This is a genomic window from Salmonella sp. SJTUF14076, assembly GCF_015534835.1.
Classification (GTDB): Bacteria; Pseudomonadota; Gammaproteobacteria; order Enterobacterales; family Enterobacteriaceae; genus Salmonella; species Salmonella enterica.
In genome coordinates, this window is the sequence record NZ_CP064674.1 from 1846518 (window position 1) to 1862229 (window position 15712).

The 15712-nt window shown below is 52.9% G+C and carries 15 protein-coding genes, 2 pseudogenes and 1 other annotated feature; of the genes and pseudogenes, 6 read left to right on the plus strand and 11 right to left on the minus strand.

Annotated features, from left to right (window positions below; translation table 11 throughout):
* Positions 1-37: 37 nt before the first annotated feature.
* The 9 genes from hisIE to hisL form a co-directional block, all read right to left on the minus strand.
* Positions 38-649 carry a bifunctional phosphoribosyl-AMP cyclohydrolase/phosphoribosyl-ATP diphosphatase HisIE gene (hisIE, locus tag HU143_RS08785; RefSeq protein WP_023226685.1) on the minus strand — a complete coding sequence of 204 codons (612 nt, stop codon included), beginning with the start codon at positions 647-649 and terminating at the stop codon, positions 38-40.
* Entirely contained in the window at positions 643-1419 is a 777-nt protein-coding gene (gene hisF / locus HU143_RS08790) for an imidazole glycerol phosphate synthase subunit HisF (protein WP_000880125.1), read from the minus strand. Before hisF ends, hisIE begins: the two co-directional genes overlap by 7 nt.
* Positions 1401-2138, minus strand: coding sequence for a 1-(5-phosphoribosyl)-5-[(5-phosphoribosylamino)methylideneamino]imidazole-4-carboxamide isomerase (gene hisA / locus HU143_RS08795; protein ID WP_000586406.1), 738 nt, complete (start codon positions 2136-2138; stop codon positions 1401-1403). The genes hisF and hisA overlap by 19 nt, the downstream gene beginning before the upstream one ends.
* On the minus strand, positions 2138-2728 hold the full coding sequence (gene hisH, locus HU143_RS08800; protein ID WP_001103591.1) for an imidazole glycerol phosphate synthase subunit HisH: 591 nt from the start codon (positions 2726-2728) through the stop codon (positions 2138-2140). Before hisH ends, hisA begins: the two co-directional genes overlap by 1 nt.
* Entirely contained in the window at positions 2728-3795 is a 1068-nt protein-coding gene (gene hisB, locus HU143_RS08805) for a bifunctional histidinol-phosphatase/imidazoleglycerol-phosphate dehydratase HisB (protein ID WP_000080044.1), read from the minus strand. The genes hisH and hisB overlap by 1 nt, the downstream gene beginning before the upstream one ends.
* The gene (hisC, locus tag HU143_RS08810) at positions 3792-4871 is read right to left on the minus strand and encodes a histidinol-phosphate transaminase (protein ID WP_023226684.1); all 1080 of its coding nucleotides are present in this window, start codon (positions 4869-4871) and stop codon (positions 3792-3794) included. The genes hisB and hisC overlap by 4 nt, the downstream gene beginning before the upstream one ends.
* Entirely contained in the window at positions 4868-6172 is a 1305-nt protein-coding gene (gene hisD, locus HU143_RS08815; protein WP_023226683.1) for a histidinol dehydrogenase, read from the minus strand. Before hisD ends, hisC begins: the two co-directional genes overlap by 4 nt.
* A 102-nt stretch (positions 6173-6274) precedes the next feature.
* Positions 6275-7174: an ATP phosphoribosyltransferase gene (gene hisG, locus HU143_RS08820; RefSeq protein ID WP_000886604.1), complete on the minus strand. Its 900-nt coding sequence runs from the start codon at positions 7172-7174 to the stop codon at positions 6275-6277.
* Positions 7175-7220: 46 nt separating this feature from the next.
* Positions 7221-7344 (minus strand) — a sequence feature (His leader region).
* Positions 7320-7370, minus strand: a complete 51-nt coding sequence (gene hisL, locus HU143_RS08825) for a his operon leader peptide (RefSeq protein WP_001364200.1) — start codon at positions 7368-7370, stop codon at positions 7320-7322. (Overlaps the previous feature by 25 nt.)
* Before the next feature lie 162 nt (positions 7371-7532).
* Between hisL and HU143_RS08830 the strand changes: the two genes are divergently transcribed.
* The 4 genes from HU143_RS08830 (at position 7533) to plaP (ending at position 10961) form a co-directional block, all read left to right on the plus strand.
* Positions 7533-8357, plus strand: coding sequence for an SDR family oxidoreductase (locus tag HU143_RS08830; RefSeq protein ID WP_000754712.1), 825 nt, complete (start codon positions 7533-7535; stop codon positions 8355-8357).
* A 45-nt stretch (positions 8358-8402) separates the two neighbouring features.
* Positions 8403-9317 carry a LysR family transcriptional regulator gene (locus tag HU143_RS08835; protein WP_000803316.1) on the plus strand — a complete coding sequence of 305 codons (915 nt, stop codon included), beginning with the start codon at positions 8403-8405 and terminating at the stop codon, positions 9315-9317.
* Between the two features lie 233 nt (positions 9318-9550).
* Positions 9551-9613, plus strand: coding sequence for a membrane protein YoeI (gene yoeI / locus HU143_RS08840; RefSeq protein ID WP_096335044.1), 63 nt, complete (start codon positions 9551-9553; stop codon positions 9611-9613).
* A complete protein-coding gene (gene plaP, locus HU143_RS08845; protein WP_001519005.1) occupies positions 9603-10961 on the plus strand; it encodes a putrescine/proton symporter PlaP in 1359 nt (452 codons plus the stop codon). Before yoeI ends, plaP begins: the two co-directional genes overlap by 11 nt.
* A gap of 135 nt (positions 10962-11096) precedes the next feature.
* On the opposite strand, the gene sbcB is transcribed toward plaP, so the two are convergent.
* Positions 11097-12527, minus strand: a complete 1431-nt coding sequence (gene sbcB / locus HU143_RS08850; protein ID WP_000216702.1) for an exodeoxyribonuclease I — start codon at positions 12525-12527, stop codon at positions 11097-11099.
* Positions 12528-12686: 159 nt separating this feature from the next.
* Here sbcB and HU143_RS24490 point away from each other — a divergent pair.
* Positions 12687-12764, plus strand: a pseudogene (locus HU143_RS24490) (hypothetical protein); the annotation flags it as partial.
* Positions 12765-12893: 129 nt separating this feature from the next.
* Here the strand turns inward: HU143_RS24490 and sopA are convergent.
* The gene (gene sopA / locus HU143_RS08855) at positions 12894-15242 is read right to left on the minus strand and encodes an SPI-1 type III secretion system effector HECT-type E3 ubiquitin transferase SopA (protein ID WP_053505557.1); all 2349 of its coding nucleotides are present in this window, start codon (positions 15240-15242) and stop codon (positions 12894-12896) included.
* 266 nt (positions 15243-15508) lie between these two features.
* Between sopA and HU143_RS08860 the strand changes: the two are divergent.
* Positions 15509-15601, plus strand: a pseudogene (locus HU143_RS08860) (heavy metal-binding domain-containing protein); the annotation flags it as partial.
* Positions 15602-15712: the final 111 nt, after the last annotated feature.

The window sequence follows — 15712 nt, forward strand, 5'->3', positions numbered from 1 at the left end:
TCATAAAAAAACCGGGCATTGCCCGGTTTTTTTACGCTTATTGATGACGCTTACGAAGATTGTCGATTACGGTGGTGAGGTTGAGATCCTGATCCTGCAACAGCACCAGCAGGTGGTACATCAAATCAGACGCTTCATTGGTTAATTCAAAACGATCATTGACGGTGGCCGCCAGCGCGGTTTCCACACCTTCTTCGCCAACTTTTTGCGCAATACGTTTAGTACCGCTGGCGTACAGTTTCGCCGTGTAAGAGCTGGCCGGATCGGCGGTTTTGCGCTCTGCCAGTAGCTGCTCCAGTTGATACAGGAATAACCATTGATGGCTGGCGTCGCCAAAGCAGCTGCTGGTACCTTTGTGGCAGGTCGGCCCGACAGGGGTTGCCAGCACCAGCAGTGTATCGTTGTCGCAATCTGGCGCAATGCTGACGACATTCAGCACATGGCCTGAGGTTTCGCCTTTGGTCCATAAACGCTGTTTCGTGCGTGAGAAGAACGTGACATGGCCGGATTCAATGGTTTTGTCCAGCGCTTGTGGGTTCATATAGCCCAGCATCAATACTTCGCCGGATACCGCATGTTGCACGATGGCTGGCATCAGGCCATCGGTTTTTTCCCAGTCCAGCTCGCGGCGTTGTTGCTCTGTTAACATATCCTGATCTCCACGCCCTGGCCTGCCAGGTACGCTTTTAATTCGCCAATATTGATGATTTGCTTGTGAAAAACGGAGGCGGCAAGCGCGCCGTCGACATCGGCATCACGGAATGCCTCAAGAAAGTGTTCCATCGTGCCCGCGCCGCCGGAGGCGATCAGCGGCACGCGGCAAACGTCACGGACTTTTTTCAACTGCGTCAGATCGTAACCGTTACGCACGCCGTCCTGGTTCATCATATTCAGGACGATTTCCCCCGCGCCGCGCTGTTGTACCTCTTGCACCCAATCCAGCGTCTCCCACTGCGTTACGCGGGTACGGTTTTCATCGCCGGTATACTGGTTAACATGGTATTTCCCCGTGGCGTCGTCAAACCAGGTATCAATCCCGACGACAATGCACTGCACGCCAAAACGGTCAGCCAGACGGGTAATCAGCGTTGGGTCAGCCAGTGCAGGGGAGTTGATAGAGATCTTATCCGCCCCGAAAGAGAGAATTTTGGCGGCGTCGTCAATTGACCGGATACCGCCCGCTACACAAAACGGAATGTCGATCACCTCGGCAACGCGCGCCACCCAGCTTTTATCGACTACGCGACCATCGCTGGAGGCGGTAATGTCATAGAACACCAGTTCGTCCGCGCCTTCGTCGGCATAGCGTTTGGCCAGCGGAACGATATCGCCAATGATCTCATGGTTGCGAAACTGTACGCCTTTTACCACCTGACCATCACGAACGTCCAGACACGGAATTATACGTTTTGCCAGCATTGGATGGCCTCCTTAACGGTAAATTTCCCTTCCAACAGCGCGCGTCCGACAATCACGCCGCGCACGCCGGTGCCGCGCAGGGCGGCAATATCATCGATATCGCCAATACCGCCGGAGGACTGAAAGGCGATCTGCGGATATCTGGCGCATACCTCTTCATACAGCGACACGTTAGAGCCCGCCAGCGTGCCGTCGCGAGAAATATCGGTACACAGTACATGTTTCAGGCCGACGGGGAGATAGGTCTCCACCAGTTGTTCCAGCGAGACGCCGGAATTTTCTTGCCAGCCGCTAACCGCCACCTGCTTGTTGCCGTGTTCGTCTATGCGAACGTCCAGCGCCAGTACCAGCGCCTGCGCGCCAAAACGTTCAAACCAGCCTTTCACCACGTCAGGGGATTTCACCGCCGTTGAACCGATGACCACACGGGCAACGCCAGCTTTCAGTAATGCCGCAACGTCTTCTTCGGTACGCACGCCGCCGCCGACCTGAACAGGCACGTTCACGCCCGCGACCAGGGTTTTAATCAGCGGTATCTGTCGCTTAGCCGGATCTTTAGCGCCGGTCAGATCTACCAGATGCAGCACCCCGGCGCCCTGGGCGGCGTAATCCTGCAAACGGGGCAGGGGATCGTTACCGTAATCCCGCTGCCGGGCGTAGTCGCCCTGGTGGAGACGCACCACGGTGCCGTCAATTAAATCTAATGCCGGAATAATCATTACATCTCCAGGAAGTTTTTCAGCAACTGTGCGCCCGCCGCGCCCGAACGTTCCGGGTGGAACTGTACGCCGAAGAAATTATCTTTCTGTACCGCCGCGGTAAACGGCTCGCCGTAATTGCACTGGGCGATAGTCCACGGGTTGACCGGCATCGCGTAGCTGTGAACAAAGTAAAAATAGGCGCCATCTTCAATGCCCTGAAACAGCCGGTTGCCCGCCTGCGGATACACGCGATTCCAGCCCATGTGCGGCAGCGGCAGACCAAAGTCGGTCATTTTCGGCACGTCTTGCTCGATAATGTTCAGCAGATCCACGCCGCGCGTCTCTTCGCTGCGACGACCCAGCAGTTGCATCCCTAAGCAGATACCCAGTACCGGCTGAGTACACGCTTTAATTAAGTCGATCAGTTCACGTTCGCGCAGTTGATCCATAGCGGCCTGTGCCGTGCCGACGCCGGGCAGAAAGAGTTTGTCAGCGCGTAATACGATTTCCGCTTCGCGGCTGACCACCGGGGTGTAACCGTGGCGCGCCACGGCGGATTTTACCGAGCTTAAATTGGCGCAGCCGGTGTCAAGGATGACGACGTTCATCACAGCACTCCTTTCGAGGACGGTAATGTATCGCCCTCCACGCGAATAGCCTGGCGTAGCGTCCGACCAAAGGCTTTAAACAAACTTTCGACACGGTGGTGATCGTTCTTACCCTTAGTCTTGAGATGCAGAGTGACGCCCATCGTGTAAGAGAGTGAGCGGAAAAAGTGTTCAATCATCTCTGTGCTCAAATCGCCCACACGCTGGTAGGTAAATTCAGCTTTATATTCCAGATGCGGACGACCGGAAATATCCAGCGCGCAGCGCGCCAGACATTCATCCATCGGCAGTACAAAGCCAAAACGGCAGATACCGCGCTTGTCGCCGAGTGCCAGTTTTAATGCCTCACCGAGCGCCAGTCCGGTATCTTCTACCGTGTGGTGATCGTCGATATAGAGATCGCCCTTAACGGTAATCTCCATGCGAAAGCCGCCGTGGGTGGCGATTTGATCGAGCATATGGTCAAAGAAGCCGACGCCGGTATTAATCTTGCTGTTGCCTTCGCGATCCAGCCAGACGCTGACATCAATCTGTGTTTCTTTGGTGTTGCGGACCACATGCGCATAGCGATCGCGTTTCGTTAGCTGTTCGCCAATCATCGTCCAGTTCAGCGTTTCACGGTGATAGCGTAAACCAGTAATGCCCATATTATCAGCGAGCTGGATATCGGTCGCACGATCGCCAATCACATAGCTGTTGGCGCTATCCATCGCTTGTTCCGCAAGATAACGCTCCACCAGCTTCACTTTGGGCTTGCGGCAGTCGCAGTCGTCTGCGGGCAGGTGAGGGCAGATCAGCACCTCATCAAAGCATACGCCCTGAGAGGTGAAAATCTGCATCATCAGGTTGTGCGGTCCGTCGAAGTCCGCCTGCGGGAAACTTTGCGTGCCAAGTCCATCCTGGTTAGTGATCATCACCAGCTTAAAACCGGCTTTTTGCAGCTTCAGCAATACGGGAATCACCTCTGGCTCAAAGGCCAGTTTATCAAAGCGGTCTACCTGAAAATCGCTTGGCGGTTCGGAAATCAAGGTTCCGTCCCGGTCGATGAAAAGATACTTCTGACTCATACTGGCTCCGCACGTAAGGCGTCAATGACGCGCTGGTTTTCCTGGCGGGTGCCGACCGTAATCCGCAGGCAGCCGCTTAAAGAAGGTTGTTTATTCTGATCGCGTAAGATAATGCCCTGATCCCATAAGGATTTAAACACGCTGCTGGAGGCGGTAAACCGCGCCAGAATATAGTTGGTTTCAGAGTCAAAGACGTGTTCTACGCAGGCGGTCTGTTGCAGGGCATTCACCAGATACTGACGTTCCTGCACTGTCTGCGCCACGCGATCGCGCATTGCGTTTATTCCCTGCGGACTCAGCGCCTGGGCGGCGATATCCGCCACTGGCGTAGAAAGCGGATAAGGGGCGATCACTTTTAACAGCAGGTTGATCACCTCTTCATTAGCCAGCGTAAAGCCGCAGCGCAGACCCGCCAGCGCAAAAGCTTTCGACAATGTGCGCAGGATAACCAGATGAGGATATTCAACCAGCCAGCCTGTCAGCGTGGCCTGCGGGCAAAACTCAATATAAGCTTCGTCGGCGACGACTATCGCTTTACCGCGTGTCAACTCCAGCAGCGTGCGCAGATCCAGCGGGTTGATAAGTTGCCCGGTGGGGTTATTGGGGCTACAAACGAACACCACTTTTGCGCCGTCAAGGTTGTCGGAAATCCCCTGTAGATCCAGCTGCCAGTTTTCAAGCGCGGGAACCGTCCGGCGCTCTACGCCAAGGGTTTCGGCGCTGACGCTGTACATACCGTAAGTGGGCGGACAGTAGAGAATGGCGTCTTTTCCCGGTTCGCAGAAGGCGCGGATCACCAGTTCGATCCCTTCATCCGCGCCGCGGCTGACCAGCACCTGCTCCGGCTTTACGCCAGCATATTGCGCGTAGTTTTCAATCACGGCCTTTGGCTGGCATTCCGGGTAGCGGTTAAGCGTTTGTTGGGTGAGCTGAAACTCCACCGCTGTCGGGAATTCATTCGCGTTCAGCCAGACATCGCCGTTACCGCCCAGACGGCGGGCGGACTGATACGGTACTAGGTTGCGGACATTTTCACGGGCTAAGTCAGCGACGCTGAGAGTGTTTTCAGTGCTCATGCTTGCTCCTTGAGGGCGTTTACGCGCAGGGTCACGGCATTTTTATGGGCGGTCAGACGTTCTGCCGCCGCCAATGTTTCAATGGTTGATGCCAGAGCGGAAAAGCCCGCTTTCGACAGTTCCTGAACGGTCATCCGTTTCTGGAAATCCGCTAACCCAAGGCTGGAACAGGTAGCAGTATAGCCATAGGTCGGTAAGACATGGTTGGTTCCGGAAGCGTAATCACCGGCGGATTCCGGCGACCAGTCGCCGAGAAATACCGAGCCTGCGCTGGTAATCGCATCCACCAAATCGCGCGCATTGCGCGTCTGGATAATTAAGTGTTCCGGCCCATACTGATTAGAGATGGCGACGCACTGCGCTAAATCTTTGGTCACAATCAGACGGCTGGCGCTCAGGGCCTGCCGGGCGGTGTCCGCGCGCGGCAGTTCCGCCAGTTGACGTTCTACCGCCTCCGCCACCTTGCGGGCAATGTCAGCATCCGGCGTCAGCAGGATCACCTGGGAATCCGGGCCGTGCTCAGCCTGGGAGAGCAGGTCAGAAGCGACGAAATCCGGTGTTGCGCCGCTGTCGGCGATCACCAGCACTTCAGACGGCCCGGCTGGCATATCGATAGCCGCGCCGTCGAGACGCTGGCTGACCTGACGCTTGGCTTCGGTTACAAAGGCGTTGCCGGGGCCAAAAATTTTATCCACTTTCGGTACGGACTCGCTGCCGAAGGCCAGAGCGGCAATCGCCTGCGCGCCGCCGACGTTAAAGATTTCCTGCACGCCACACAGTTGCGCCGCATAGAGGATTTCATCAGCGATGGGCGGCGGCGAGCACAAAACCACGTTCTGACATCCCGCAATGCGCGCCGGCGTTGCCAGCATCAGCACCGTTGAGAAGAGCGGAGCCGAGCCGCCGGGAATATAAAGACCGACAGACGCGATGGGACGCGTAACCTGCTGACAACGTACGCCTGGCTGGGTTTCCACATCTACAGGCGGTAGCGTCTGCGCGGAATGGAACGTTTCAATATTTTTGACGGCAGCGGCCATCGCCTGTTTTAATTCGTCGCTCAGACGCGCGCCGGCGGCGGCGATCTCTTCAGGGGTGACGCGTAGCGCTGTCACTTCTGTTTTATCAAATTTAGCGCTGTATTCACGCAGGGCATCGTCACCGCGCGTTTTTACATTATCCAGAATATCGCTGACCGTCCGGGTAATACTGTCAGAGGCGGAAATCGCCGGACGCGTCAGCAGCGCACGCTGCTGTTCAGGGCTACAGCTGTTCCAGTCAATCAGGGTATTGAAGCTCATGGTCTTTACTCCATCACAGGGTTCCGCCTTATCCGGCCTACAGAACCCAAAATATCAACGCATTACGTAGGCCTGATAAGCGCAGCGCTATCAGGCGTCAGATCACTCCATCATCTTCTCGATCGGCAGTACCAGAATCGAGCTGGCGCCAAGCGCTTTCAGTTTCTCCATGGTTTCCCAGAACAACGTTTCGCTGCTGACCATGTGCATCGCCACGCGCTGTTGCTCGCCCGCCAGCGGCAGAATTGTCGGCCTTTCAGCGCCTGGCAGCAGGGCGATAACCTCTTCCAGGCGTTCACTTGGCGCGTGCATCATGATGTATTTCGATTCGCGCGCCTGAATCACGCCCTGAATACGGGTCAGCAATTTATCGATCAGCTGTTGCTTGCTCTGTGCCATCTCACCGTCGCGCTGAATCAGACAGGCTTTAGAGCGGTAGATAACTTCGACTTCACGCAGGCCGTTAGCTTCAAGCGTCGCGCCGGTAGAGACCAAATCGCAGATAGCGTCGGCCAGCCCCGCGCGCGGCGCGACTTCGACAGAACCATTTAACAGACACGATTTAAAAGAGACGCCTTTCTGGTCGAGGTAGCGTTTGAGGAGGTGCGGATAAGAGGTAGCGATACGTTTACCGTCCAGCGCGGCCGGGCCGTCCCAGGCTTCGTCAACCGGCGTTGCCAGCGATAAACGGCAGCCGCCGAAGTCAAGACGGCGCAGGGTTAAATAGCGTGGATCTTCGCCCTGCGCGCGGCGGTTGAGTAGCTCTTCTTCCAGCACGTTTTCGCCGATAATACCGAGATCGACCACGCCATCCATCACCAGACCCGGAATGTCATCATCACGCACGCGCAGGATATCAATCGGCATGTTTTCCGCCATCGCAATCAGGCGCTGAGTGTGTAAATTAATTTTTATGCCGCAGCGGGCCAGCAATTCTCGTGAATCATCGCTTAAACGGCCTGATTTCTGAATAGCTATGCGTAAGCGGGTGTTGTCTAACATTCTGCGTTCCTCTTTATCCTGTCTGAACCGGTCTGTATAGCGCGCCAAAAAAAAGCCCCCGGAAGATGATCTTCCGGGGGCTTTCTCATGCGTTCATGCACCACTGGAAGATCTGAATGTCTTCCAGCACACATCGCCTGAAAGACTAGTCAGGATGATGGTGATGATGGTGGTGTTTAAATTGAACGCGTGTCATAAAAATTCCGATGAATGCTTATTCATTTGATACCTTTTAACCTAAACCACTTTTACGCCTTAAAGCAAGCGCTTTTTTCATTTCGCATTTATAGTATGAATTGTCAGTCACGGCGGGCTGGCGTAGCCTTATGTATAAGGCGTTAAAGTCAGGAGAAAATGGATGAAAAAGGTCGCAATTGTCGGTTTAGGTTGGTTAGGCATGCCGCTGGCAATGTCGCTGGCAGCGAGAGGCTGGCAGGTTACCGGCAGCAAAACCACCCTTGACGGGGTGGAAGCGGCCCGTATGAGTGGAATTGAAAGCTATCCGCTGCGTCTGGAGCCGGAGCTGGTCTGTGAGGCGGACGATCTTGACGCTCTGCTGGATGTCGATGCGCTGGTGATAACACTGCCCGCGCGCCGTAGCGGTCCGGGAGAGGATTTTTATCTGCAGGCGATGCAGGAGCTGGTCGACAGCGCGCTGGCTTATCGTATCCCGCGTATTATTTTTACCAGTTCGACGTCTGTTTACGGCGATGCGCAAGGCGTGGTGAAAGAGAATACGCCGCGTAATCCGGTCACGGCCAGCGGGCGTACCCTGAAGGAACTGGAAGATTGGCTGCATAATCTGCCGGGCACGTCAGTAGATATTCTGCGGCTGGCGGGGTTGGTCGGGCCTGGGCGCCATCCCGGACGTTTCTTTGCCGGAAAAACCGCGCCGGATGGTCAACACGGGGTCAATCTGGTGCATCTTGAAGACGTGGTTGGCGCAATTACCCTCTTGCTACAGGCGCCAAAAGGGGGGCACATCTATAATATATGCGCGCCGGCGCATCCAGCCCGCAACGTGTTTTATCCGCAAATGACGCGCTTGCTGGGAATGGCGCCGCCGCATTTTCGTGACGCACCGGACAATGGCAAAGGGAAGATTATCGACGGTAGCCGGATTTGTAATGAGCTGGGATTTGAATATCAATATCCCGATCCGCTGGTGATGCCGATGGAGTGAGTCGCTGTCCAGCAGGTGGTCGCCATATAGCGCAAGGGGACGAGTATGAAACCACTGCTGGACGTTCTGATTATTCTTGATGCGTTAGAAAAAGAAGGCAGCTTCGCGGCGGCGTCGGCAAAATTATTTAAAACGCCGTCCGCCCTCAGTTATACCGTTCATAAGCTGGAAAACGATCTTAATATCCAACTGCTCGACCGTAGCGGGCATCGCGCGCGATTTACGCGAACTGGTAAGATGCTACTGGAAAAAGGCCGTGAAGTGCTGCACACCGTTCGCGAGCTGGAAAAGCAGGCGATTAAACTGCATGAAGGCTGGGAGAACGAACTGGTCATCGGTGTGGATGATACCTTTCCCTTTTCTCTTCTGGCCCCGCTTATCGACGCTTTTTATCAACGCCACAGCGTGACGCGCCTTAAATTTGTCAATGGCGTTCTCGGCGGTTCATGGGAGACGCTGACGCAGGGAAGGGCGGATATCATCGTTGGCGCCATGCGCGCGCCGCCGCCTGACACCGGCTTTGGCTTTGCAAGACTGGGCGATCTTGAACTGGTGTTTGCTGTCGCCCCGCATCATCCGCTGGTTCATGAAGAGGAACCGCTTAGCCGCCAGACGATCAAACGTTTTCGCGCGATTGTGGTTGGCGATAGCGTCCATTCCTCGCGATCAATAGGGTCTGAACTGCTCGACGCTCAGGAAGCGATTACCGTGTTTGATTTTAAAACCAAGCTGGAGCTGCAAATTAGCGGCCTGGGATGCGGCTATTTACCGCGTTATCTGGCGCAGCGATTTTTGGAAAGCGGCGCGCTTATAGAGAAGAAAGTCGTGGCGCAAATCGTCTATGAACCGGTGTGGGTTGGCTGGAATGAACAGACCGCCGGGCTGGCCAGCGGCTGGTGGCGGGATGAAATTTTAGCAAATAATGCTATTGCTGGGGTGTATGCAAAATCGCCGGTTTAAAAATCAATCGCTTATGAAAAATAATTTTTTGAACGCGCTCGCATTCTCTTGTCATTTCACTTCAATTTAGGGCAGAATACGCCGCTTGCAAAAAATGACACTAACCGACGTTTTAATACGCGTCGGTTATTTTTTTGCTTCAAACACATCATTCAATACCAAGAGGCCGGGCTTCGTACCGGATAGATACTTACTTAAAAATCGACAGTTGTTGTCGCTGAGGAATCCAGAAAATGGGGCAATTTTTTGCTTACGCGACGGCATTCGCCGTAAAGGAGAATGACCATGTCGCATAACGTTACTCCAAACACCTCTCGCGTGGAATTACGTAAAACGCTTACGTTAGTTCCGGTTGTAATGATGGGTCTTGCCTATATGCAGCCGATGACGCTGTTCGATACATTTGGTATCGTTTCAGGCCTCACTGACGGTCACGTACCGACGGCGTATGCATTCGCGTTAATCGCGATTCTGTTTACGGCGTTGAGCTACGGGAAACTGGTGCGTCGCTACCCTTCCGCGGGTTCGGCGTACACCTATGCCCAGAAATCCATCAGCCCGACCGTTGGCTTTATGGTGGGTTGGTCTTCTCTGCTCGATTACCTGTTCGCGCCGATGATCAACATTCTGTTGGCGAAAATTTATTTTGAAGCGCTTGTGCCCTCCATTCCGTCATGGGTGTTTGTCGTGGCGCTGGTGGCCTTTATGACGGCCTTTAACCTGCGCAGCCTCAAATCGGTCGCTAACTTCAACACCGTGATTGTAGTGCTACAGGTGGTGCTGATTGCGGTCATTCTGGGCATGGTGGTTTATGGCGTATTTGAAGGCGAAGGCGCCGGTACGCTGGCGAGCACCCGTCCGTTCTGGTCCGGCGATGCGCACGTTATCCCGATGATTACGGGAGCGACGATCCTGTGCTTCTCCTTTACCGGCTTTGACGGCATCAGTAACCTGTCGGAAGAGACCAAAGATGCTGAGCGCGTGATCCCGCGTGCGATTTTCCTGACCGCGCTGATTGGCGGCCTGATCTTCATCTTTGCAACCTATTTCCTGCAATTGTACTTCCCGGATATCTCTCGCTTTAAAGATCCGGATGCGTCTCAGCCGGAAATCATGCTGTACGTGGCGGGTAAAACCTTCCAGGTGGGCGCGCTGATCTTCTCTACTATCACCGTACTGGCTTCCGGTATGGCGGCGCATGCAGGCGTAGCGCGCCTGATGTACGTGATGGGGCGCGACGGCGTATTCCCGAAAAGCTTCTTCGGTTACGTTCATCCGAAATGGCGTACGCCAGCGATGAACATCATCCTGGTCGGGGCGATCGCGCTGCTGGCGATTAATTTTGACCTGGTGATGGCGACGGCGCTGATTAACTTTGGCGCGCTGGTCGCGTTTACCTTCGTTAACCTGTCGGTGATTTCGCAGTTCTGGATCCGTGAGAAGCGTAATAAGACGTTGAAAGATCACTTCCAGTATCTGTTCCTGCCCATGTGCGGCGCGCTCACGGTTGGCGCGTTGTGGGTTAACCTGGAAGAGAGCTCAATGGTACTGGGCCTGATCTGGGCGGGTATCGGGCTGATTTATCTGGCGTGCGTAACTAAAAGCTTCCGCAACCCGGTTCCACAGTACGAAGACGTCGCGTAATCGCACGTATTATCGGCAATAGTAAAACCGGAGGCAGTGCCTCCGGTTTTTTGTCTGTCATCCAGCACGTTTGCCGGATGGCGGCGTCACTCTTTAACCGATCTGGATTAACAATGCTCGTCAGGCATTGGTCAATTACACAATCTCAGTTGCGTACTGCCACAGTGATTTCAGCAGCCCCAGCTTCGTTTTATCTTCCGCATACTGCTGAGAAAGCATCTGCAATTCGTTGGCATACTGTTGTAAAAACTCCGGCGTCAGCACCTGACGGCGATGCTCCAGCCAGCGCTGCTGCTCTGCGTCATCCAGCGTACCGGGAAAATTGCGTGCGCGGTAATTAAACAGCAGCTTCTCAATGCGCTTATCGACAAAGGTAATATCCAGCGCGGGCAGGTTACGCGGCTCGGTTTCGAGTACGATTTTCATGGCTGCGCGATCGGCATCGCTGAAAAAACCATCATAGAGCTGGGCATCAACGTTATCCGAGGCGGCAAAAGGTTCGGCTTCGGCAAAAATCGCCACCACTTTGTCGCGGACCTGCGGGTTTTCACGCAACACTTTCAGGTTATCCAGGCAGTGCTGGCGGTTAATTCCCAGCCGGTCGGCATCCTCCGGGCGCAAGGTATTCGCCTGCGCCAGTACCGGACATTTATTGATATGCACCAGCTTTACCGGCACTGCGACGTGATCGCCAAGATCGGCTTTGGCCGTATAAAGCCGCTCGCGAAGGGTATCGCTGTCCAGCTCAAGAAGAGGAGAAATATCGCCTGCTAAATCGACCATGATCACCGCGTTACGGTTTTCAGGATGCCACGCCAGCGGCGCGACCCAGCTTGTATTACCGCGCCACGCGCCAAACATGCCGGAGACATGCACCAGCGGCTTCATTTGCGGAACGTCAATCAGCGCCGCCAGTTTATGTTTACTGCGGTGGCTATAAAGATAATCAAACAGCCGCGGCTGGCGTGTTTTCACCAGTTGCGCCATCGCAATAGTGGCGTAGACATCCGCCATCGCATCATGCGCGTTGCTGTGTTCGATCCCGTTCGCCTGGGTTAAATGTTCCAGACGAAAGCTGGGCAGGCCGTCGTCGTTTTCCGGCCAGTTAATTCCCTCCGGGCGCAGCGCATAACAGGCGCGCATGACATCCAATAGATCCCAACGTGAATTATCATGCTGCCAGCTCCAGGCGTAGGGATCGTAAAAGTTGCGATAAAAAATATTGCGCGTAACTTCATCATCAAAACGCACATTGTTGTAGCCCACAACGCAGGTTTTAGGAACGGTAAACAGCGCATGAATGCGTCTGGCGAAAGCGGCTTCGTTTTCTCCTTTCTCACGCGCTTCCTGCGGCGTGATGCCGGTAATCAGCACCGCGCCGGGCTGCGGTAGATAATCATCAGCGGGTTTGCAATAAAACACCTCCGGCTCGCCAATAACGTTGAAGTCGTTATCCGTACGGAGCGCGGCGAATTGCGCAGGTCTATCGAGGGCCGGATGCGTACCGAAGGTTTCGTAATCGTGGAAGAGGAATGTGCTCTGTATGCTGTCGTTTTTAACTGTCACTTGATGTACACGCCTGATGTTATATGTATATGAAATATTTTATTCTTTTATTTTGTCGTTGATTGATTGTATTTGTACACCAATTGATATCGTTGCTAATGTTTGTACATGCGATGCTGAGTACATAAACATTAAAATCATTGAGTACAAAATACTAAAATGGCCATCAGCGACACTAAGCTACGCTCCCTCTATGGTAAACCATATTCCGGCCCATCTGAAATTACTGATTCTGATTTAGTACTGTATGGAATTTAGGCCAGGGTCAATCTGGCCGGGATCTCAAAAAATGCATGGACTAAAACGGGTCTATTTACAGAGGGACACAACGCTGTGTCCCTTAATTCCATGCGGGTTGAGGCTGAACTACGCCCAGGCCAGTGGCAGGATGGATGACAGAACACTCGGGAAATATTTTCTGGCATGACGTTGCATACTATCCGCCACAACGCTGGTACAGGTAAAGGCGCCATGGAGGCCGTGAAAACGGTCGGACCAGTCGGTAAACTGTTCGCTGGACGGGAATATCGCCGGAGACAGCTCCCAGGCTTTCTGCATCAGCGCCTCCGCATAGCCTCTCAGGGCGGGCGGAGAGTCATGCTCAGTGCCGAAAATGGCGCTGGAGGAATAGCGTGCGAATGCGGTACTGAGACAGAACAGGGTTTCCGCCTGCTTCTGTGGGGTGGCGTCCGTCAGGTGATAAGCACTGAGGATGTGCTGGTAGTGTGTCGGGCTGAGTTTGCCTTCAGGAAGCAAGGGGTCAAAAACGGTGTTCAGACGCGACACTGAGGCATCATCAATCAACTTCACGGTGGAATGTTTCTGGTTCGTGGCGGCAATAAACTGCTGGTTCAGCTCCCCGTGCTCTTCAGTGCTGAGGATGATATCAATCAGCTCCCCAAAGCGTCGCTGCGTGGCCTGCTGATTAAATGCGGCGAGAAACACCGGAAAGTCATGACGGAATAACTCTACCGGAGAGATTTGCGCGGTGGAAACGTTCTCTCCGGCTCGCAGCAGGTAAAAGTTGTCCCATGCAGTGTCAGGAGTAGGGTTTAGCATTGTTAACAGCGTGTCAGTGGAGAGCATCATCGCCGTGTCTGAATCCTGGGAGGAAAGCAGCAGGAAATTATCTGCGGCGCGGGTTGTCCAGTCCGGGCTGCCGTCATAATTGCCGAAGAGTCCATTATGGATGTGGGGAGACACCGCCGGGTGCGCAAGATACTGTTCATAAAGCGCTGCAGCTTTCTGGCGGGTGCCATCAGTGCAGTCCACGCCTGTCATACAGTGTAAAATCACCTGATTAAAGAGTCCGCTGTGAGTGGTCATGGCGGCGCTGTTCCTGTCAAACGAATCCAGCAACACAGGCAGTATGCGCTGCTGATAATATGTGTCAGGAGCCGGCAGGGGAACGTCATTATAGGTCTGGCACTGGTGGGCAAAAAAACGTTCCTGAACAGGCCTGATCCACTCGCTGATAAGCGTACTTTGCGTATAGGGGGGGTGGGCCAGTACGCTCACCAGCGAACTTTCAACTGGCCGGATACCTGCCTCTGTTAAACGGCCGCCCCGCAATGACTTCACCAGGTCTTCCATTGCCCGGACTTTTTCCTGACTGTATTTATCGGGCAGGCTGTCAATGGTCATCAGAATACTTTTACCATTATTGTGCTCATGATTTAAAAATCCATCCACAGCGTTCTCAGTCCAAAGGAGTGGCATTTGCAGCCAGATATCACCTAGACGAATAAAATTTCCGCCCCTTGATACTGACGGAGGTGATGAATTATCCGGTTCATGTAAAATAACGCCAGAGAGGTTGGCTTTGTGACGTATAAGCGTATTTTTTAATGTTGTATCAATAAAAGAGGGCTGTTGTTGTGTAGTAATTGAATACTGTAGAAACACTTCATTCATGTCTGAATTACTAAATTTTGTATTACTGCAGACTACATCACTCAGTGTCGAATAAGTGAATCGGCATTCGTCAAAATGTAAATGAGATATATCAGAATAAGTAAATTTTGAATTTGAAAAGTTGAACCCCTTAATAATATCGCCGTCTCGCTCCATGAAGCTGGGGGGCAATATTTTGCTGAATGTAATATTACGGAAATCTGCGTTTGAAAAATCGCGATCTGCGGCCGTAAGGGTTTCTCCGGCTTTCTGTCGTAAAACTGCATCCGTGAGTTTCTTAGCCCAGTCGGCAGGTGATGACGGGGAAGACGTAGCCTGAAGTGAGAGGGAGGGGGATACTGGTGGTGTTCTACCTTCAGAAACAGTGGGCCTGTTATTGGCTGATACAGAGACTCCACCGGGGAGCGGGGCCGCACCTGTCATTCTGTAATTATAATCACATGTTTGATTTGCAATATGCTTACGCATGAATGCTGCATTCATTTTTGAGACATCTTCTGCTGAAATATTTTTCTTGCCTGCATTATTTGTATCTTTAATATTTTTAACAGTAATCAATGTTTTGTTTAAGGTGTTTTTATCTTTCGGCTGAAAGAAGTCTTTTATTTTTTGTGGTAACGCTAACTCAATCGGTGAGTCCTTTCCTGTTTTAAATTTTTCATTTAAAGATGTATGCGTGTTTTTAACACTGGTTATTTTTGAGGCGAGCCCGTTTTTCGTATGTTCACGAATAGAGGTAATTAATTTTTTAACCTGGTTAGGAATAGTAGAAAAATTAATTGCGCCTGATGATATCTTCATTAGAATTCCTTATCAACATCATTATGGAAAAACGGTCTGGATTTTTAACGCCTTAAAAGTAAGCTTCATATGTCGGTATGGCGATGGAGATCACAATTCACCATGTTATCTGGCAGGTTTCTTTCAGAAAGTGTCCATCCTGTCATCATGTCACCGTATTGTGGGACGCTGACGTATCTGCAGAAAAATCAAGGCATAAGGGAGCGGGTCGGGTAACGAAGCCCGTGTGCACGCAAAAGTAAACCCGCTTCGATGCTCAACCAGCGTTTTTCACCGGCATTCGGGATATCGTCGGCGGACGTTCCGGCGCGTATGAGAAAGAACTGCGTAAAGCGCGTGAAATCGCTTTTCAGGAAATAATCGTTTTCTTTTAAATATTATTACGTGTTATTGGAATTGTATCATTTTTATAATTAACAGCGGGTTGTTTGGTAATTCTGCTGATTATTCAATGACAGTCCATGTGCGTG